Source organism: Micromonospora sp. NPDC049900 (assembly GCF_044461025.1).
Taxonomy (GTDB): domain Bacteria; phylum Actinomycetota; class Actinomycetes; order Mycobacteriales; family Micromonosporaceae; genus Micromonospora.
Genome location: NZ_JBITKM010000021.1, coordinates 437 through 20,435, shown reverse-complemented (window position 1 = coordinate 20,435; position 19,999 = coordinate 437). Strand labels below are relative to the sequence as shown.

18 protein-coding genes are annotated in these 19,999 nt (G+C 71.1%); 3 read left to right on the top strand and 15 right to left on the bottom strand.

The genetic code is table 11. The features are described from left to right. Positions 1-79 precede the first annotated feature (79 nt). Entirely contained in the window at positions 80-550 is a 471-nt protein-coding gene (locus tag ACIBMZ_RS28010) for a winged helix-turn-helix transcriptional regulator (RefSeq protein WP_396698878.1), read from the bottom strand. Between the two features lie 55 nt (positions 551-605). Here ACIBMZ_RS28010 and ACIBMZ_RS28005 point away from each other — a divergent pair, with 55 nt between their 5' ends. Further along, positions 606-1,112, top strand: a complete 507-nt coding sequence (locus tag ACIBMZ_RS28005) for a PaaI family thioesterase (RefSeq protein ID WP_396698876.1) — start codon at positions 606-608, stop codon at positions 1,110-1,112. Between the two features lie 134 nt (positions 1,113-1,246). Here the strand turns inward: ACIBMZ_RS28005 and hisS are convergent, their stop codons facing one another. Further along, entirely contained in the window at positions 1,247-2,575 is a 1,329-nt protein-coding gene (gene hisS / locus ACIBMZ_RS28000; RefSeq protein ID WP_396698874.1) for a histidine--tRNA ligase, read from the bottom strand. Positions 2,576-2,627: 52 nt separating this feature from the next. Beyond that, positions 2,628-3,347: an MBL fold metallo-hydrolase gene (locus ACIBMZ_RS27995; protein ID WP_396698872.1), complete on the bottom strand. Its 720-nt coding sequence runs from the start codon at positions 3,345-3,347 to the stop codon at positions 2,628-2,630. A 247-nt stretch (positions 3,348-3,594) separates the two neighbouring features. Here ACIBMZ_RS27995 and ACIBMZ_RS27990 point away from each other — a divergent pair, with 247 nt between their 5' ends. Both ACIBMZ_RS27990 and ACIBMZ_RS27985 read left to right on the top strand, forming a co-directional pair. After that, positions 3,595-4,506, top strand: coding sequence for a peptidylprolyl isomerase (locus ACIBMZ_RS27990; RefSeq protein ID WP_396698871.1), 912 nt, complete (start codon positions 3,595-3,597; stop codon positions 4,504-4,506). Positions 4,507-4,568: 62 nt separating this feature from the next. Next, positions 4,569-5,408 carry a peptidylprolyl isomerase gene (locus tag ACIBMZ_RS27985; RefSeq protein WP_396698869.1) on the top strand — a complete coding sequence of 280 codons (840 nt, stop codon included), beginning with the start codon at positions 4,569-4,571 and terminating at the stop codon, positions 5,406-5,408. Between the two features lie 358 nt (positions 5,409-5,766). On the opposite strand, the gene ACIBMZ_RS27980 is transcribed toward ACIBMZ_RS27985, so the two are convergent. The 12 genes from ACIBMZ_RS27980 to ACIBMZ_RS27925 all read right to left on the bottom strand — a co-directional run bounded on the left by ACIBMZ_RS27980 (position 5,767) and on the right by ACIBMZ_RS27925 (position 19,588). Beyond that, positions 5,767-8,211, bottom strand: coding sequence for a RelA/SpoT family protein (locus ACIBMZ_RS27980; protein ID WP_396698958.1), 2,445 nt, complete (start codon positions 8,209-8,211; stop codon positions 5,767-5,769). A 197-nt stretch (positions 8,212-8,408) separates the two neighbouring features. Then, positions 8,409-8,975: an adenine phosphoribosyltransferase gene (locus ACIBMZ_RS27975; RefSeq protein ID WP_350695032.1), complete on the bottom strand. Its 567-nt coding sequence runs from the start codon at positions 8,973-8,975 to the stop codon at positions 8,409-8,411. A gap of 103 nt (positions 8,976-9,078) precedes the next feature. Continuing rightward, on the bottom strand, positions 9,079-10,287 hold the full coding sequence (gene secF, locus ACIBMZ_RS27970) for a protein translocase subunit SecF (protein WP_396698867.1): 1,209 nt from the start codon (positions 10,285-10,287) through the stop codon (positions 9,079-9,081). A gap of 1 nt (position 10,288) precedes the next feature. After that, positions 10,289-12,172 (bottom strand): protein translocase subunit SecD, encoded by a 1,884-nt coding sequence (gene secD, locus ACIBMZ_RS27965; protein WP_396698865.1) that lies wholly within the window; start codon positions 12,170-12,172, stop codon positions 10,289-10,291. A 290-nt stretch (positions 12,173-12,462) separates the two neighbouring features. Beyond that, positions 12,463-12,801 carry a preprotein translocase subunit YajC gene (gene yajC, locus ACIBMZ_RS27960; protein WP_350695037.1) on the bottom strand — a complete coding sequence of 113 codons (339 nt, stop codon included), beginning with the start codon at positions 12,799-12,801 and terminating at the stop codon, positions 12,463-12,465. Positions 12,802-12,936: 135 nt separating this feature from the next. After that, on the bottom strand, positions 12,937-14,007 hold the full coding sequence (gene ruvB / locus ACIBMZ_RS27955) for a Holliday junction branch migration DNA helicase RuvB (RefSeq protein ID WP_396698863.1): 1,071 nt from the start codon (positions 14,005-14,007) through the stop codon (positions 12,937-12,939). Further along, on the bottom strand, positions 14,004-14,606 hold the full coding sequence (gene ruvA / locus ACIBMZ_RS27950; protein WP_396698861.1) for a Holliday junction branch migration protein RuvA: 603 nt from the start codon (positions 14,604-14,606) through the stop codon (positions 14,004-14,006). Before ruvA ends, ruvB begins: the two co-directional genes overlap by 4 nt. Next, complete coding sequence (gene ruvC / locus ACIBMZ_RS27945) at positions 14,603-15,130, bottom strand: crossover junction endodeoxyribonuclease RuvC (RefSeq protein WP_396698859.1); 528 nt, start codon at positions 15,128-15,130, stop codon at positions 14,603-14,605. The genes ruvA and ruvC overlap by 4 nt, the downstream gene beginning before the upstream one ends. A 138-nt stretch (positions 15,131-15,268) precedes the next feature. Further along, the gene (locus ACIBMZ_RS27940; RefSeq protein WP_396698857.1) at positions 15,269-16,381 is read right to left on the bottom strand and encodes a sodium:proton exchanger; all 1,113 of its coding nucleotides are present in this window, start codon (positions 16,379-16,381) and stop codon (positions 15,269-15,271) included. Positions 16,382-16,473: 92 nt separating this feature from the next. After that, positions 16,474-17,190, bottom strand: a complete 717-nt coding sequence (locus ACIBMZ_RS27935) for a DedA family protein (RefSeq protein WP_396698855.1) — start codon at positions 17,188-17,190, stop codon at positions 16,474-16,476. A 216-nt stretch (positions 17,191-17,406) separates the two neighbouring features. Next, on the bottom strand, positions 17,407-18,006 hold the full coding sequence (locus ACIBMZ_RS27930; RefSeq protein WP_396698854.1) for a TetR/AcrR family transcriptional regulator: 600 nt from the start codon (positions 18,004-18,006) through the stop codon (positions 17,407-17,409). A gap of 19 nt (positions 18,007-18,025) precedes the next feature. Next, a complete protein-coding gene (locus ACIBMZ_RS27925) occupies positions 18,026-19,588 on the bottom strand; it encodes an MFS transporter (protein WP_396698852.1) in 1,563 nt (520 codons plus the stop codon). Positions 19,589-19,999 lie beyond the last annotated feature (411 nt).

Sequence of the window (19,999 nt, the reverse complement as noted above, 5' to 3'; positions counted from 1 at the left end):
CCGGCGGCAGCACCGGAACCCGCGCCGGGCCCCACCGCCGGACACCGGTCCGGCCTCACCGCCGGTGACCGGCCGGGTGTCACCGTCGACGGGCACCCGGCCCCGGACGCGGCACCACGTCACGCGGCTCGGTGACGTGGTGCCCGTCCGCGCAGCGCAGTTCCGCCCGGATCTCGGCGCCGCAGTCGCGGTGTCCGACGCTCAACGGTGGCCCCTCCGGGTCGGCGAGGTAGCGGTCCCCCCAGGCCAGCACGGTGACCAGCACCGGCCACAGGTCCATTCCCTTGGCGGTGAGCCGGTACTCGTGCCGCAGCCGACTGCCCGGCTCGCGGTACGGCTCGCGCCGCAGCACCCCCTGCGCGACGAGTGTGGCCAGCCGGTTGGTCAGCACCTGCCGAGGTACGCCCGTGCGTACCCGCATGTCGTCGAAGCGGCGGACCCCGCTGAACACCTCGCGGAGCACCACCAGGGTCCACTTCTCGCCGAGGATCTCCATGGCGCGGGCGACCGTGCAGTTGTCGATCGACCAGTCCAGGGCCACGGGTCTCATACTCGCCAGGCTAGGTCTGATTGACAGACCCAGCAAGCACTGCCAGGCTGCGTCCATGACGCAGACGCAGGGTGCGACGCGCAGCCGTACCTTCTCCTGGTCCGACCCGGGCCTGAACGCCGCCCAGGTCGGCCGGCGCAGCGGACTGGAACTGCTCCGCGCGATGATCGCCGGAGAGCTGGCCGCTCCGCCGGTGATGCACCTGATCGACATGTCCCGGATGGAGGCCGATGAGGGCCGGGTCGTCGTCGAGCTGGAGCCGCAGGAGTTCCACTACAACCCGCTCGGCACCGTGCACGGCGGCGTGCTCTCCACGCTGCTGGACACCGCCGCCGCGTGCGCCGTGCACACCACGCTGCCGGTCGGTGTGGGCTACACCTCGCTGGACCTGAACGTGAAGTTCCTCCGCCCGGTGACCATCCGTTCCGGGACGCTGCGCTGCGAGGGCACCGTGCTGCAACGCGGCCGGCGGACCGCCCTGGCCGAGGCCCGGCTGACCGACGGGCAGTCCCGCCTCGTCGCGCACGCCACGTCGAGCTGTCTGCTGCTTCCCCAGGAGTGAGGGTAAGGAGGGGTCCCCTCCTAACGCCTCGTGTATAGGAAGGGCCCCCTCCTTACATCCGTGCCCTTCCTTGCATCCGAGCCGCCGCGGGTGCGGACGTCGTCGAGAGAGCCAGCGACGTCCGCACCCGCGGCCTAGCTCACCAGCGGTCGCAGGTCCGCCGCAGGAGGCGCCCACTCCCCCGCCGCCGCCACGACCTGCTCACCGGAGCGGATGTCCTTCACCTCGTCGGGGGCACCCTCCGCACCCGGGAACCAGACGTACGGGATGCCGCGCCGCTGCGCGTACCGGATCTGCTTGCCGAACTTCGCCGCGCTCGGCGACACCTCGGTGGGTACGCCCCGCGACCGCAGCGCCTCGGCGACCCGGTTGCTGTCGGCCCGCAGCTCCTCGTTGGTCACCGCCACCAGCACGCAGGTCGGCACCTCTCGCGACACGGTCAGCGCCTCGGCGCCGAAGAGCAGCCCGAGCAGCCGGGTCACCCCGATCGAGATGCCCACTCCGGGGAAGCGGGTGGTCCCGGCGCTGGCCAGGTTGTCGTACCGGCCACCGGAGCAGATCGAGCCGAACTTCTCGTACCCGATCATCTGCGTCTCGTACACGGTGCCGGTGTAGTAGTCCAGGCCCCGGGCGATGCGCAGGTCGGCCACGCAGAGGCCGGGCGAGTGCGCGGCGGCGGTCTCCACCACGGCGGTCAACTCCGCGACGCCCTCGTCCAGCAACGGGTCGTCGACCCCGAGCGCGCGGACGGCGTCGGCGAACGAGGCGTCCGGCGCGGAGATCTCGGCCAGCGCCAGGCACGCCTTGGCCTGCGCCTCGCTCGCCCCGGCCGTGGTCGCCAGCAGCTCCGCCACACCGGCCGGGCCGATCTTGTCGAGTTTGTCGACCGCGCGCAGCGCCGCCTCGGGGTCGGTCAGCCCGATGCCCCGGTAGAAGCCCTCGCAGATCTTGCGGTTGTTGACCTGGATGCGGACCGGTGGGATCGGCAGCGCCCGCAGCGCGTCGCCGATGACCAGCGGCATCTCCGCCTCGTGGTGCCCGGCGAGGGTGTCCCGGTCGACGATGTCGATGTCGGCCTGGAGGAACTCGCGGTACCGCCCCTCCTGCGGACGCTCACCCCGCCACACCTTCTGGATCTGGTAGCGGCGGAACGGGAACTGGAGCTTGCCGGCGTTCTCCAGCACGTACCGGGCGAACGGCACGGTCAGGTCGAAGTGCAGGCCGAGGGCGTCGTCACCGGCCGGACCCTCCGGATCGCCCTGTAGGCGCCGGATCACGTAGACCTCCTTGGAGGTCTCCCCCTTGCGCAGCAACTGGTCCAGCGGCTCGACGGCCCGGGTCTCCAGCGGCGCGAAGCCGTACAGCTCGAAGGTGGACCGGATCCGGTCCAGGACGTACTGCTCGATCATCCGCTGGGCGGGCGTCCACTCCGGGAAGCCGGAGATGGGCGTGGGCTTGCTCATGATGCTCCTTCGGCACCCGCGCGCGGCGCGGGGAGGTCCTGGTCCGCGGCGGCTACAGGCCGCGGGTGGGGGCCGCCGGTCGTCCGCCGTCCATCCCGGCCACCTCGACGAGGTACGGATTGGTGGCGCGCTCGCGGCCGATGGTGGTGGTGGGGCCGTGGCCGGGCAGTACGACGGTGTCGTCGGCGAGTGGGAGGATCTTGTCCCGCAGGCTGGTGACCATCGTCGGCATGTCGCCGCCGGCCAGGTCGGTGCGGCCGATCGAGCCGGCGAACAGCACGTCACCGGAGAGGCAGATCTGCTCCGCCTCCCAGGGCGAGCCGGCGCCGGGCAGCCGGAACAGCACCGACCCGCCGGTATGGCCCGGCGCGTGGTCGACGGTGATCTCCAACCCGGCGAGGCTGAGCGTCGTGCCGTCGGCCAGTTCCGCGACGTCCTCCGGCTCGGCGTACGGCAGCCGGCCACCGAAGAGCTGGGTGAGGTCCATCGACAGGGCTTTCGTCGGGTCGGCCAGCATCTCCCGGTCGGCCGGGTGCACGTACGCGGTGATGCCACGCGCCCCGCACACCGGCGCCACGGAGAAGGTGTGGTCGAGGTGCCCGTGGGTGAGCAGGACGGCCGCCGGGTGCAGGCGGTGCTCGGCGAGCAGAGCGTCGAGCCGGTCGATCACCCCGATGCCGGGGTCGACCACCACGCACTGCTCCCCCGGCGCGGCGGCGACCACATAGCAGTTGGTGCCGAAGGCGTCCGCGGGAAAGCCGGCCACGAGCACGTCCGCTCCCCTTCCGTCGAGTCGTCCTCGCCAGCAGCCTACCGGCGTCCCCGGCGGACCCGGACCGCTCGGTCCTCGCGGCACGCGGGGGCAGTGACGGACTCCGATGCGGATGTGCAACGACCTCGTACACGACTTTCCCAGCCGGTACCCGTACACTCTGGCGGGCGTGTGGCGTGGCGCACCTGCCGCCCGACGGGTACGCGACCACCAGGTGACGACCAGGGTAGAGGAAAGGGGAGCACGGGTGGCTTCCAGCAGGGACCGGCAGCGCAAACTGGCGCGGGCCAAGCTCGACCGGCAACAGGCCCGCCGGGCCGCCACCGTCAGGCGCCGTCGGCGCATTCGAGCCGGTGTCGGTACCGCCCTGATCCTCGTGCTGGTCGTCGCCGGCTCGGCGTGGGCGCTGGGCGCCTTCGACCGCGAACCGACGCAGGACACCGCGAACGACGAGGTCTGCCTCTGGACCCCGCAGAACACCGAGGGCAACCCGAACCTCCGCCAGGTCGGCGAACCGGCCGCCACCGGTCTGCCGGTGACCGGCACCCGGCCGATGACGATCACCACCAACCAGGGCGACCCGATCTCGGTCGAACTGGACCTGGCGAATGCCCCGTGCGCCGCCGCGAGCATCGCCCACCTGGCCGGGCAGGGCTTCTACAACGACACCAAGTGCCACGAGATCACCGCCGACGGGGCGGTGCGCTGCGGCGACCCGAGCGGCACCGGCCTCGGCGGCCCGTCGTACTCGTTCCACAACGAGAACGTGCCGACCGCGCCGGAGGCGTCGCCCAGCCCGTCGCCGGACTCACCGCCCACGTACCCCAAGGGCACGGTGGCGATGATCAGCAACCCGCCGGGCGCCAACGGCAGCCAGTTCCTGATCTTCTTCGAGGACTTCACCACCGCCGAGCCGGCCTTCCCGGTCATCGGCCGGGTCACCGGCGGCCTGGACGTGGTGGAGAAGATCGGCGCCCTGCCGACCGTGGAGAATGAGGCTGGGGAGAAGGTCAAGCCGAAGGACGACGACGTGGTCATCCAGAGCCTGACCGTCGGCGAGCCGGGGCTGGACCCGGCGTCACCGGCCGAGCCGACGCCGAACGGCACGGCGAGCCCGGCGGCCTCCGGCGCACCCGAGGCCAGCGCGAGCGCCGGCTGAGCGACACCCGGCGGTTCCACCCACCGCAGCGGCATCCACATACAGTCCAGGAGGATCGAGGCGTGACGTCCACCAGAGAGCGGCAGCGCGCGGCGGCCCGCGCCCGGCTCGAGAAGGAGATGGCCGAGCGGGCGACGCGGGCGCGCAAGCGCCGCCAGACCCAGGCGGTGGTCGGGGCCGGAGTGGTCCTGCTGCTGGTGGTCGCCGGCACGGCCTGGCTCGCCACCAACCTGATCGGCGACGACAGCGGCGGCGACACCGCGGCCCAGGGCGGCAGCACCGCGGAGTGCGGCTGGGTGGAGATCCCGGCGGGTGAGCGGACCCCGACGACCAAGGACGTCGGGCTGCCGGACACCGAGCAGAGCCGGGTCGGCACCCAGACCATGACGATCACCACCAACCTCGGTCCGATCACGGCCCGCATCGACCGGGCGGCCGTGCCGTGCACCGCGGGCAGCTTCACCCACCTGGCCGAGCAGAACTTCTTCGACAACACCAAGTGCCACCGCCTGGTGACCGAGGGCATCAAGGTGCTCCAGTGCGGTGACCCGAGCTCCACCGGCGACGGCTGGCGGGAGACCGACGGCACCGGCGGCCCGGCCTACCGCATGCCGGAGGAGAACCTGCCCACCGACAAGCGTCCGCCGTACGAGGCCGGCGTCATCGCGATGGCCAACTCCGGTCAGCCGGCCAGCACGGGCAGCCAGTTCTTCATCGTCTACGGCGACTCGCCGCTGGACCCGAACTACACCGTGCTCGGCACGATCACCGACGGGATGGACATCGTCAACGACGTCGCCAAGGCCGGTGACGACGGCGCGTTCGCCCAGCAGGCCGGTGGCGGTCACCCGAAGAAGGAGATCGTCATCACCGACCTCACCATGAGCGCACCCACCGGCTGAGCTCCCCCGCACACCACGAAGCGCCCGTCGGCCCAGCCGACGGGCGCTTCGTCATCCCCCACCCCACCCGCCACCTACCCTGCCCCCTGCCCCCTGCCCCCGCGATCATGGAGTTGTGGCTGGCGCATAGGAGGACAAAGCACCCATAAGATCAGCCATAAGTCCATGATCGACGCAGGCGACGCGCGGGGCGCAGGCGAGGGCGTCGGGCGCGGGGCGACGCGCGGGCGACGCGGGTGGACGGACGACGGCGGGTGGGTGACGCGGGCGGGCATCGTCAGGGACCAGGCCAGCGGCGTGAGGGACGGAGACCACAGCGGCGGCGCCGGGTCCCCGGGGACGGAACGAGGCGGGTCGGTCAGGCGCCGGAGGTCACCCGGTAGGCGTCGAAGACGCCGTCGACCTTGCGGACGGCGGCCAGCAGGTGCCCCAGGTGCTTCGGGTCGGCCATCTCGAAGCTGAACCGGCTCACCGCCACCCGGTCCCGGGTGGTGGTGACGGTGGCGGAGAGGATGTTGACCCGCTCCTCGGAGAGCACCCGGGTGACGTCCGCCAGCAGCTTGTGCCGGTCCAGCGCCTCCACCTGGATGGCGACCAGGAACGTCGAGGCGGAGGTGAGCTTCCAGCTCACCTCGACCACCCGTTCGCCCTGGGCGCGCAGATCCTCGGCGTTGGCACAGTCGTCGCGGTGCACGCTGACCCCGCCGGAGCGCGTCACGAAGCCGAACACCGTGTCCGGCGGCACCGGGGTGCAGCAGCGGGCCAGCTTGATCCAGACGTCGCTGACGCCGCGTACGACCACACCCGGGTCGTGGCTGGAGGCCCGGCTGCGCGGCGGCCGGGTGGCCACGGCGGTCTCGGCGATGTCCTCGGCCGCGCCCTCCTCGCCGCCGTAGGTGGCCATCAGCTTCTGCACCACCGACTGCGCGGAGACCTGACTGTCCCCCACCGCCGCGTACAGCGACGCCACATCGGCCAGGTGCAGGTCCCGGGCGATCGCCATCAGGTTGTCGGAGGTGAGCATCCGCTGCAACGGCATGCCCTGCTTGCGCATCGCCTTGACGATCGCGTCCTTGCCCTCCTCGATCGCCTCCTCGCGGCGCTCCTTGTTGAAGTACTGCCGGATCTTCGTCCGCGCCCGGGGACTCTTGACGAATCCCAACCAGTCCTGCGTCGGCCCGGCCGTCTCCGACTTCGAGGTGAAGATCTCGATCACGTCGCCGTTGGACAGCGTCGACTCCAACGGCACCAACTTGCCGTTGACCCGCGCCCCGATGCACTTGTGCCCCACCTCGGTGTGCACCGCGTACGCGAAGTCCACCGGCGTCGACCCCGTCGGCAACGGGATCACGTCGCCCTTCGGGGTGAAGACGTACACCTCCTGGCTGGACAGGTCGAACCGCAACGCGTCCAGGAACTCGCTCGGGTCCGCCGCCTCCCGCTGCCAGTCCAGCAACTGCCGCAGCCACGTCATCTCGTCGATGTGCGCCGGCGGCCCGACGATCTGGGTGCCCTTCTCCTTGTACTTCCAGTGCGCCGCGATACCGAACTCCGCCGTACGGTGCATCGCGTACGTCCGGATCTGCATCTCCACCGGCTTGCCGGTCGGCCCGATCACCGTGGTGTGCAGCGACTGGTACATGTTGAACTTGGGCATCGCGATGTAGTCCTTGAACCGCCCCGGCACCGGCTGCCAGTTCGCGTGGATCACCCCCAACGCCGCGTAGCAGTCCCGCACCGTGTCGACCAGGATCCGCACACCCACCAGGTCATAGATGTCGTTGAAGTCCCGACCCCGCACGATCATCTTCTGGTAGATCGAGTACAGGTGCTTCGGCCGACCCGTCGTCTCCGCCTTGATCTTGGCGGCCTTCAGGTCGACCTGGACCTTCTGCGTCACTTGCCGCAGCAACGCCTCGCGCTGCGGCTGGTGCTCTCCGATCAGCCGGTTGATCTCCTCGAACCGCTTCGGGAACAGCGTCCCGAACGCGAGGTCCTCCAGCTCCCACTTGATGGTGTTCATACCCAGGCGGTGGGCCAGCGGGGCGAGGATCTCCAGCGTCTCCTTGGCCTTCTGCTCCCGCTTCGGCGCGGGCAGGAAGGAGAGCGTCCGCATGTTGTGCAGCCGGTCGGCCAGCTTGATCACCAGGACGCGGGGGTCCTTGGCCATGGCGACGACCATCTTGCGGATCGTCTCGGCCTTCGCCGCGTCGCCGAGCTTGACCTTGTCGAGCTTGGTGACGCCGTCGACCAGCAGCGCGACCTCGCCGCCGAAGTCGGTGCGCATCTGGTCCAGCGAGTATTCGGTGTCCTCGATGGTGTCGTGCAGCAGCGCGGCGACCAGCGTGGTGGTGTCCATGCCCAGGTTGGCCAGGATGGTGGCCACCGCCAGCGGGTGGGTGATGTACGGGTCGCCGGACTTGCGGTACTGACCGGAGTGCCACCGCGCGGCGGTGTCGAAGGCACGTTGCAGCAGCCGGGCGTCCGCCTTGGGGTGGTTCTCCCGGTGTGACGAGATCAGCGGCTCCAACACCTCGCTGACCTGGGAGGACTGCCACGGCGCGTTGAACCGCGCCAGCCTCGCCCGGACCCGTCGCCCGGTGGGCGCGTTGGACAGCCCGAACCCGCTGCTCGGCAACGGGTCACCGGCGGCTGCGACGGACCCGCCGTCGGCCGCGCTGGGGACCGCCACGTCAGCGCTGGGGCGTACCGTACCGGGCACCCCGGCCACGGCCGGTGTGGCGCCGTCGGGGTCGGTCAGCGAGCCGTTCGCGTCACCTGTCGGGTGCACCGTGCCCTCCACCGGAGGGACGACATCGTGGGACACCGGCCTCCTCACCGCTCGCCGGGGAAACCGACCGTGCGTCGGCCGGTCTGGTCTCTCGCGCCTCTCGAACGGCTCACCGTCCGGTCAGCAATGGGCAATGCTACCCGCACCGACGGTGCCCTGCCGCTCCGCCGGACGTACCGTGCCGCCTCCGTCGCCGGGGGCGGGTCGGTTCAAACGGTCAGCAGGGCATGGACGGGACGCGGCGCCAGTTTCGCCCGCCCGCCGAGGAAGGAGAGCTCCAGCAGCACGGTGAAACCGGCGACCGTGCCGCCGGCCCGTTCCACCAGGTCCAGGGTCGCCGCGGCGGTGCCGCCGGTGGCGAGTACGTCGTCCACCACCAGCACCCGGTGCCCGGCGGTGAACGCGTCCTGGTGCACCTCCAGCGTCGCCTCGCCGTACTCCAGCTCGTAGGAGGCGGCGTACGCGGGACGGGGCAGCTTGCCGGCCTTGCGCACCGGCACCACGCCGACCCCGGTCGCGTACGCGATCGCGGCGGCGACCACGAAGCCGCGCGCCTCGATGCCGACCACGGTGTCGAAGGAGTCCCGCCCGTGGTGGGCGACGATCCCGTCGATCACGGTGCGGAAGGTCTCTCCGTCGGCGAACAGCGGCATCAGGTCCTTGAACATGACGCCCGGCTTCGGGAAGTCGGGCACGTCCAGCACCCGGCTGGCGACCAGCCGGGCGGTCTCCGGGCCGCTGTCGCCGCGTACCGCGGTGCTGTGGGTCTCCGTCACGACGCTTCCGTTCCCTTCCACCAGACAACGGCGCCCTGCACGCTGTTCGCACAGCATGCAGGACGCCGTCGTGTTCGTCCCTACCGGGTCGGTCCCGGCCCGGTCAGCGCCGTTTGCCGCCACCCGGGCGGTTGCCGCCACCGCCGCTCGGGCGGCCGCCACGGGCGCCACCGGAGCGCTTGCCGGCCGGACGCGCGCCCACCTTCGGCGCGGCGGCACCGGCCAGGGCGGCACCCGCCTCGGCGGTCACCGGCTCCTCGTCGGTGTCGGTCGTCTCGGTCGACTCCGCCTTGCGGGAGCCCTTGGTCGTCGCGGCGTCCCGGGTCGTCCCGGCCCGCCGGGCCTGCACCCGCTTGTTGTGCGCGTCGATCCGCGGGTCGCGGTTCTTGAGCACCACCAGCAGCGGCGTGGCCAGGGTGATCGAGGTGATGAAGGCCATCGCCATACCGACGAAGAGCACCAGGCCGAGGTCCTTCAGGGTGCCCGCGCCGAGCAGGCCGGCACCGATGAAGAGGATGCCGCCGACCGGGAGCAGCGCGACCACCGAGGTGTTGATCGACCGCATCAGGCTCTGGTTGACGGCCAGGTTGGCTGCCTCGGCGTACGTCTGGGTGTTGCTCGCGGTGATCCCTCTGGTGTTCTCCTGCACCTTGTCGAAAACCACCACCACGTCGTACAGGGCGAAGCCCAGGATGGTGAGGAATCCGACGATCGTCGACGGCGTGACCTCGAAGCCGACGATCGAGTAGAGGCCGGCGGTGAGGACCAGGTTCATCACCAGCGAGAAGATCGCCGCGATGGCCATGTTCAGCTCGAAGCGCAGCACCAGGTAGACGGTGACCAGCGCGATGAAGATGACCAGACCGAGCAGCGCCCGGTTGGTGACCTGGCTGCCCCACGCCTCGCTGACCCGGTTGCTGCTGATCGACTCGGGGTCGATGTTGAACTGCTGGCCCAGGGTGGTCTTGACCGCCTGGACCTGCTCGCCGTTCAGCTCGGTGGTGCGCAGCTCGTAGAAGTTGCCGCTGCCGCCGCCGACCTGCTGCGCGGTGACCACCGTGCCACCCTGGGCCGACAGTGCGTTCTGCGTGGCCGCCTCGGCGTCCTGGAGCGTGCCGACGCTGGTCGGGATCTGGAACGAGTTGCCACCGGCGAACTCGATGCCGAGCTTGAACCCGTTGAAGATGACGCTGGCCAGCGCGATCGTCGCCAGCACCGCGGCGATGGTGAACCACATCTTGCGCTTGCCGACGATGTTGAGGCCGGCCTCGCCCCGGTAGAGGCGAGCTGCCAGACCGTTCTCAGCGGACATGTCACGCCTCCTTGGCGCGCTGGTTGCGAGGCTGGGTCGGCGCCGAGCGGGCGGGCAGCACCCGGCCGAGCCCGCTGACCCGCGGGGACAGGAACGCCTTGGTGCTGGCGAGCATCGTCATGATCGGGTGTCGGAACAGGAACACCACGAGCAGGTCGAGCACCGTGGCCAGACCGAGGGCGAAGGCGAAACCCTTCACCGTGCCGACCGAGACGATGTAGAGCACCACCGCCGAGAGGATGGTGATGGCGTTGGCCGAGATGATCGTCCGGCGGGCCCGGATCCAGGCTCGCGGCACCGCGCTGCGCGGGCTGCGGCCCTCGCGGATCTCGTCCTTGAGTCGTTCGAAGTAGATGACGAACGAGTCCGCCGCCACACCGAGCGAGACGATGATGCCGGCGATGCCGGCGAGGGTGAGCGTGAAGCCGATCTGCCGGCCGAGGAACACCAGCGAGCCGAAGAGCAGCAGCGCCGAGGCGACCAGGCTCAGGAAGATGACCGAGCCGAGCAGGCGGTAGTAGAAGAACGAGTAGATGATGACCAGCAGCATGCCGATGCCGGCCGCGAGCAGACCGGCCCGCAGGTGGCTGGCGCCCAGCGTGGCGGTGACGTTCTGCTGCTCCTGCGGCTCGAAGGTGACCGGCAGGGCACCGTAGCTGAGGTAGCCGGCCAGCTCGCTGGCCTCGGCGTTGGTGAAGTTGCCGGTGATCTGCGAGCTGCCGACGAGCACGCCCTGGATCTGCGGCGACGAGATGATCGTGTTGTCCAGCACCACGGCGACACGGCAGCGACCCTCGTCACCGAGCGCGGAGGCGTCACAGGCCTGGCCCTCGTTGTTGAACGCCTCGCGGGTCAGCGCGGTCCACTTCTCCCCGCCGCTGCGGGTGAAGTCCAGGCTGACCACCCACTGGCTGGTCTGGTCGCGCACCGCGGTGGCGCTGCTGACGTCGGTGCCGAGCACCTTCGCCACGTCCAGCAGGTTCTTGATGGAACCGGCCTCGCAGGAGACCGCCTGCTGCTCCGGGTCGGAGATCGAGGCCGGCGGCCGGTCGTCGAGCTGGAGGCAGCTGATGGTCGGCACGTTGAACTGCATCTGCGTCGGCAGCACCGCGACCTCGCGGCCGGACAGCTCGGCGAAGGGCGCGAGCTTCTCGGCCAGCGACGGGTCGGCGGCCAGGTCCGCCGGGGCCTGGAGGCCGGTGGCGGCGGCCCACGCCTCGGCGCCGACCTTCTGCTCGACGGCCTGCCGCTGCTCCTCGACGCTCTGCGGCACGTCCTCCTCGGCACTCGGCGAGGGCGAGGGGGTCGCGGCGGGCGACTCGGTGGGCGTCGGGGTCGGCGCGCCACCGCCCTGGCCACCGGCCGACGGCGAGGAGGTGACCTCGGCCTCGGGCGTGGGCGACGGGCTCGCGGCGGCGTCCCCGGACGGCGTCGGCTCGACCGACCCGCTCGGGGTCGGCGCCGGGGTGCGGACCGTGCCGCTGCCGTCGGCGATCTTCAGCACCTTGCGGAAGCGCAGCTCGGCGGCGCTGCCGACCTCGGTGAGGTCGCGGTTCTCGCCGGGCAGGGAGATGACGATGTTGCGGTCGCCCTCGGTGATCACCTCGGCCTCGGCCACGCCGTACGCGTTGACCCGGCTCTCGATGATCTGGCGGGCCTGTTCGAGGTTCTCCGCCGTCGGGGCCCGGCCGTCGAGGGTGTTGGTGGCCTCCAGCGTCAGCCGGGTACCACCGACCAGGTCAAGACCGAGACGAGGCTCGAGCCGTTCCTTCCAGCCCCCGCTGGCGCCGGCCGAGAAGAACACCAGAAGGTAGAGGACGATGAAGATGGCCCCGAGTACGGCCAACTGCCGTCCCGGGCGCATCTGTCCCTGAGGTGGTGCCACGGCTGTCCTGTCTCCCTGTACGGTCGCGCCGCCGCGGGCGCGGCGGCGGGTCGGCCGGCTGCCCGGCCCACGGTCTGCCTTCCGACGGCGCCCGGGCCGGTGCCGCCGCCTCGGGTGGCCGACGCGGACGCGTGGACCGGCCGAGCCGGAACACCGACGCCCGGCGTCGGCCATCTATCCAGTTGTCGCACTCGCGCCACGTGTGGCGGCCACCCGCACGGGGACGCGTCCGGGTGACTCCCACCCGGGCGCGGTGACCGCCGCGGCGGCGGCCCGGGTGGGCGCGGTGTTCAGTCCTTGACGGTGTCGCTCTCCTCGACGGGCGACTCGACCGGCCGCTCCGCCTTGGTGACCACCCGGGCGATCGCCGGGCGGGCGTAGCGGGTCTGCACTCCGGGAGCGATCTCGAGCAGCACGCTGTCGTCCTCGACGCCGGTCACCGTGCCGTAGAGCCCGCCGATGGTGACCACCTCGTCGCCGGCGGAGAGGCCGGTCTGCATCGCCTCGGCCTCACGGCGGCGCTTCTGCTGCGGGCGGATCATCATGAAGTACATGACGCCGAAGAGCAGCGCGATCATGAGGATCGGCGTGAAGCCCGCCGCTCCTCCGCCTTCTGCTGCGTAGAGCACGGTTGTAGACCTTCCCATTGGCCTCCATCACGGTGCTGGCACCGAGCGGAGGCGGATTTTCACATCCTGTGCGGACCGCGGCGAGTCTAGTCGCTCTATCTGGGAACGCCGAATGCGGCACAGATCACGAACAGATCACGGCTGGTCGCTGTCCACCGAGAACAAGTCGGGCACAGCAGGAGCCTCGAACCCAAATGTACCATTCGGGGGCGTACGTCCCAGGTGGTGCCAGGCGGCCTCGGTCGCCACCCGGCCGCGCGGCGTCCGGGCCAGCAGCCCGGCCCGCACCAGGAACGGCTCGCAGACCTCCTCCACGGTGTCCGGCTGCTCCCCCACCGCCACGGCCAGGGTGGACAGGCCGACCGGGCCGCCCCGGAACGAGTCCACCAGCGCGGTCAGCACCGCCCGGTCGAGGCGGTCGAGGCCGAGGGCGTCCACGTCGTACACGGTCAACGCCGCGCGCGCGGTCTCCACGGTGACCACCCCGTCGGCCCGGACCTCGGCGAAGTCGCGGACCCGGCGCAGCAGGCGGTTGGCGATCCGGGGAGTGCCCCGCGACCGGCCGGCGATCTCCGCCGCGCCGTCGTCGGTGATCGGCACGCCGAGGATCCGGGCCGAGCGGTGCAGCAGCAGCTCCAGCTCGGCGGGGACATAGAAGTCGAGGTGGGCGACGAACCCGAAACGGTCCCGCATCGGGCCGGTCAGCAGCCCGGCCCGGGTGGTCGCGCCGACCAGCGTGAACGGCTCGACGTCGAGCGGGATGGCGGTGGCCCCGGGTCCCTTGCCGACCACCACGTCGACCCGGAAGTCCTCCATCGCGCTGTAGAGCAACTCCTCGGCGGGGCGGGCGATCCGGTGCACCTCGTCGATGAAGAGCACGTCGCCCTCGGCGAGGCTGGTCAGGATCGCGGCCAGGTCGCCGGAGCGCTCGATCGCCGGGCCGCTGGTCACCCGGATGCCGGTGCCCAGCTCCGCGGCGACGATGTTGGCCAGGGTGGTCTTGCCGAGGCCGGGCGGCCCGGACAACAGGATGTGGTCCGGCGGCGAACCGCGCCGCATCGCGCCCTGCAACAGCAGGTCGAGCTGGTCCCGGACGCGGTGCTGGGCGATGAACTCGTCCAGCCGCTTCGGCCGGACGCTGACCTCCGCGTCCCGCTCCGCATCGCTGACGTACGCCGAGACCAGCCCGCCGTCGGGCGCGGTCACCGGGACCGGCCCAGCAGCCGGATGGCCTGCTTGAGCAGCACCGGCACCGGCGGCGTGGGTCCGTCGACGGTCTCCGCGACGGCGGTGACCGCCTGGTCGGCCTGACCGGCCGTCCAGCCCAGCCCGATCAGCGCCTGGCGGACCTGCTCCGGCCAGGCCCCGCCGGTCACCCCGGCCGCGCCGTCGGCGCCGACGGCCACCGGGCCGATCCGGTCGCGCAGCTCCAGCACCAGACGTTCGGCGCCCTTCTTGCCGATCCCGGGTACGCGGGTCAGCGCGCCCGTGTCGGCGTTGGCGATCGCCTTGCGTACCGCGTCCGGGGTGTGCACGGCGAGCACCGCCTGGGCGAGCCGGGGCCCCACTCCGCTCGCGGTCTGGAGCAGCTCGAACAGCGCCCTCGCGTCGTCGTCGGCGAAGCCGTAGAGGGTGAGTGAGTCCTCCCGCACCACCAGGCTGGTGGCCAGCCGGGCCGACTGACCCACCCGCAGGTCGGCGATGGTGCCGGGAGCGCACTGCACGGCCAGGCCGACCCCGCCCACCTCGATCACCGCGTGGGCCGGGCCGGTCGCGGTCACCACGCCGCTCACACTGGCGATCATCTCGCTCCTCCTCGTCTCGCCCGGTCCGCCGCGACGGCCAGTCTGGACCGGGTGCCGCCCCGCCACACATGGCAGATGGCCAACGCGAGGGCGTCCGCGGCGTCGGCCGGACGCGGCGGCTCGGGCAGCCGCAACAACCGGGTGACCATCGCCGTGATCTGCGCCTTGTCCGCCTTCCCGGAGCCGGTCACCGCCGCCTTCACCTCGCTCGGCGTGTACGTCTGCACCGGCAGCCCGGCTCGCGCCCCGGCGAGGACGGCGATCCCGCTGGCCTGCGCGGTGCCCATCACCGTACGCACGTTGTGCTGGCTGAACACCCGCTCCACGGCCACGCTGTCCGGACGGTGCTCGGCGACCAGCTCGGTCAGCGAACGGTCCAGGTGCAACAGGCGGGCGGGCAGCTCGTCACCGGGATCGGTGTAGACGACGTAGTAGGCGATCAGCGTGCACGGCTTCCCCGGCACCCCCTCGACCACGCCGACCCCGCATCGGGTCAACCCCGGGTCGACGCCGAGCACCCGCACGCCGCCTCCTCCCCCGGCCACCGGCCAGTACGTGTGTTCGACACCCTACCGATGCCGTCTGCGAGACGTGCTCCGGGACACGCCCGCCGCCCGCCCACTCGGCCGCACCACCGGAGTCGCCGTGCGCCCGAGCCGGTCTCAGCCCCACCAGAACAGCGAGCCGAGCACGGTGTAGAGCGCCACCAGCGCCAGTCCTTCGAGGTGGTTGACCGTGCCGTCGATGGTCACGAAGACCACGAGCAGGGCCGCCACGATGACCGCGACGATCTGCAACGGCGGGAAGATCAGCGTGAACTCACCGGCGCCGAGCAGCGGTGCGATCAGCATGAGCACCGGGGCCAACATCAACGCGACCTGGAGCGCGCCCTCCATGGTGATCGCGGTGGCGGTGTCGGCGTCGCCCCGCAGGCTGAGCTGCACCGCCGGGGCGAGCTGCGACAGGTTGCCGACGGTGGCCACCAGGAAGAGACCGACGAAGGCGGCGTTGAGGTTCATCGCCTCGGTCGCCGGCAGCAGGGCGTCCATCAGCCAGTCCGCCTCGAACGCGATGAGCAGACCGGCCACCGCGACCAGGATCAGGACGCGTGGCAGCGGCCAGGTGCCGACCTTGGCCTCACCGGCTCCGTTGTGCACCGGCGGCGGCGCGTCGGCGTCCTTGCCGAGCCGGAACGGCAGCGACACCACGAACACGGTGAGCAGGGCGATCGCCACCACGTAGGAGACCGCGGTGGTGTGCTCGGCGGCGGGAGTGCCGAGGTTGACCGCGATCGCCGGGGTGATCAGGGTGGCCATCAGCAGCACGAGCATGACCCGGGTGACCTTGGCGTGCCGGCCGTCGATGCTCATCGTGCCGTTGCGCAGCCCACCGGCCAGATAGGACAGTCCGTTGCCCAGCAACAGCAGGTTGAGCACCGACCCGATCAACGCGGCCTGCACCACGGCCACCAGGCCGGCGCGGAGCGCGAAGATGCAGATGATCAGCTCGGGCAGGTTGCCGACCACCGCCTGGAAGGTGCCGATGGCGGCCGGACGCATCCGCCCACCGAGCTGGTCCAGCGAGCGTCCGAGCACCGCCGAGGCGAGGGTGATCGCGGCCAGCGTGACGAAGAAGCGCAGGACCGGCGCCGCGCCGGTGAGATGGGCCAGGGCGGCGAGCATCGCACCGAGTGCGGTCGCACCCCACAGGAGCATGTCCACCAGGCGCCCGACGTCCCGACGGGGCTGGTCGATCTCGGCCGCCGACGTCTGCATGATCGAACCCTATGGGGCGGGGCTACTCCGACCAACATCTCCGGTGGCCGGTGTGACCCGGGCGACCGCGCCCGGGTCACACCGGGCGACGCTCAGTGCTTGCCGTAGTGCTCCCGGGTCTCGCGGATCGCCTCCTCGGCCGCCGCGCGCTCCTGCGGGGTGACGCCCCGCTTGGCGGCCATCCGCGCCCGCAGCAGCTCGAACGCGATCGGCAGCACGGACAGCCCCACGATGGCGATCAGGATGTACTCGATGTTCGTCTTGACGAACGGGATCTGGCCCAGGAAGTAGCCGAGGACCGTCACGCCGGTGCCCCAGAGGATGCCGCCCACCACGTTGTAGATGACGAAGGTGCGGTAGTTCATCCGGCTGACCCCGGCGACGATCGGGGTGAACGTCCGCACGATCGGCACGAAGCGCGCCAGCACCACCGACCGGGCGCCGTACTTCTCGAAGAACTCGTGGGCCTTGAGCAGGTTCTCCTGCTTGAACAGACGCGAGTTCGGGCGTCGGAACAGCGCCGGGCCGACCTTGCGGCCGAACAAATATCCCACCTGGTCGCCGGCGATGGCGGCGATGGTGATGAGCAGGCACACCAGCCACAGCGGATACTTGAGGTACTGGCCGTCGGCGACCAGCAGCCCGGTGGTGAACAGCAGCGAGTCACCCGGCAGGAAGAACCCGATCAGCAGGCCCGACTCGGCGAAGACGATCACCAGGATGCCGATCAACCCGAAGGTCGAGATCAACCACTCCGGATCGAGCCAGTCCGGGCCGAGAGCCAGGGTGGTGGTGATGGGCGTCGACAAGGAGACCTCCGAAGACCGCGGCAGGCGTCCCGACCGCCGCGGGACGCCCGTAGTCTAGGCCGCCGCCGATCGCCCCGGTGCCCGACATCAGTTCACACCGATTCGCGCAGGTCAGGGGCGTTGCGGTGGGTCGTGAGCCCGTCTCTCGTACCGCCGCGCCGTGCCCCTTGCGCGTCCGGACACCGTGCCGTGGTCGGCGATCGTGTCCCGTCCGCCTCAGCGGGCGGTGATGCCCTCCAGCACCTGGTCGACGACCTTCACCGGGAGGGTCGTGGTGTCGAGGTCCGGGTTCCAGTTCATCACCCGCTGGATGAGCATCGGGCCGGTGAGCATCGCCATGGTCACCTCGACGTCGAGGTCGGCGCGGAGTTCACCGTCGCGTACGCCCCGCCGCAGCACCTCCCGCATCACCGCCCGGCGCGGCTCGATGATGTTCTGGTAGAGCGCGTACTGCTCCGGGTCCCGTTTCACCACCGGCACCAGACACGGCATGATCTTCGCGGCCCGCGGGTCGATGTGCTGCCCGATGGTGCTGACCAGTGTGATCAGGTCGTCCCGGACGGACCGACCGGCCGGCTGCGGCGGGTCGCCCTTCAGCGTCCGCAACGCGTCGCTCAGCAACGCGTTCTTGCCCGGCCACCGGCGGTAGATGGTCGCCTTGCCGACCCCGGCCCGGGCGGCGATCGCCTCCACCGAGATCGCCTCGATCGTGCTGCCCTCCGCCAGCAGGTCCAGGGTCGCCTCGATGATGGCCTCGTCCGCGCGGACGCTCCGCGGCCGCCCGGGCGGTCGCGGAACGTCCGTACTGCTCGTCATGGCCGCATTGTTCCTGACATCAGGGCGCACCGGCCAACTCGGGCTCGCCGACCGGCACCGGCGCTGCGGCGTCGGCCCGGCCCGGCATCCACCGCAGCGCCACCACGACACCGGCCGCCGCGACCAGCGCGGCCAGCACCGCGGACAGGTGCATCGCCGAGACGAAGGCGTCGTCGGCCGCCGCGATCACCTGCGGTGCCGCCGGTCCGAGCTGACCCGCCACGCCGTACGCGCCGGAGATCGACTCGCCGGCCGCCGCCCGCGCCCCGGACGGCAGGTCCGCCACGGCCGGAGCGATACCGGTGCGGTACCCGGCGGCCAGCACCGAGCCGATAACCGCGACACCCAGCGCGGCGGCGACCTGGCGGATGGTGTTGCTGACGGCGGAGCCGACGCCCGCCTTCTCCCGGGGCAGCGCCGACATGATCGACTCGGTGGCCGGCGGCATGATGTTCGCCATCCCGGTGCCCTGGAGGAAGAAGACGACCAGCACCACCCAGATCGGCGTGGTGGCGTTGACGAAGGCGAACGCGGCCAGCGACACCGTGGTCAGCAGCAGTCCCACCGTCGAGACGGCCCGCGCGCCGTACCGGCGGACCATGGTGGCGCTGCGGGGCGCGAAGACCAGTTGGGCCACCGCGAACGGCAGGAACAACAGGCCGGTCTGCAACGGGCTGTAGCCGCGTACCAGTTGGAGATAGAACGAGCTGAAGAACATCACGCCCATGGCCGCGAAGAACACCAGCCCGATCATCGCCACCGGTGCGGCGAACCGTGGCACCCGGAACAGGCGTACGTCCAGCGACGGGTGGGTGCTGCGCCGCTCGTACGCGACGAACCAGGCCAGCACCGCCAGGCCGCCGAGGATCGTGGCCCAGACCAGTGGGCGACCGAAGCCGTGCTCGCCGCCGTCGATGATGCCGTACGTCAGGGTCACCAGGCCGACCACCGAGAGCAGGACACCGACCACGTCGACACGTCCCGGCGCGGGATCCCGCGACTCGGGCACCAGCAGCGCCACCAGGACCACGCCGATCGCCGTCACCGGCACGTTGATCAGGAAGACCGAGCCCCACCAGAAGTGCTCCAGCAGCAGCCCGCCGAGCACCGGACCGATCGCCACCGCAAGCCCCACCGCACCGGCCCAGATGCCGATGGCCCGTCCCCGTTCCCTCGGGTCGAAGACGTTGGAGATGATCGACAGGGTGGCCGGCATGATGGCCGCGCCGCCGACCCCCATCAGCGCGCGGGCCGCGATCAGTTGACCCGGATTCTGCGCGTACGCCGAGAGCAGCGAGGCCACTCCGAAGAGGACCAGCCCGATCAGCAGCATCCGCCGTCGCCCGGCCCGGTCACCCCACACCCCGAAGGTGAACAGCAGCCCGGCGAAGACCAGCGTGTACGAGTTGATCGACCACTCCAGTTCCCCCTGGGTGGCACCGAGCCCGTGCACCGGGTCGGCCAGCGTACGCAGCGCGACATTGAGGATCGTGTTGTCCAGGACGACGACGAGCAGGCTGATGACCAGCACTGCGAGGATCGCCCACCGCCTCGGGTGCCCGGTGTTCTCGTTCGGCTGCATCCCCCGACACCCTTCACATTTCGATACGGCCAAGTACCGTAATCATCCCGAGCGTAGGCGTCCCCATTCCGATACGGAACCGATCCGTATTCATTGTGACCCCAGTCACCACCCCTCCCCAGCGCCACTCCGCTCCGCTGACCCCGCTGGCCGGATGTAAGGAGGGGACCCTTCCTATACACCAGGCGCTAGCAGGGGACCCCTCCTTACACCCACCCCCGCCCCGCCGGACCCGGATGCAAGGAGGGGTCCCCTCTTAACCTCTCGGCACCTCTCGGCGCGCGGGCACGGGAGGAGCGAGGAGGGGGGGGGGGGGGGGGGGTTGTTGGGGGGGGGAGGGAAAGAAAAAAAACAAACCCGCACCGCCGAACCCCCCCGCCCGGAGAGTGGGAGTGGGGTGTAGGAGGTGGG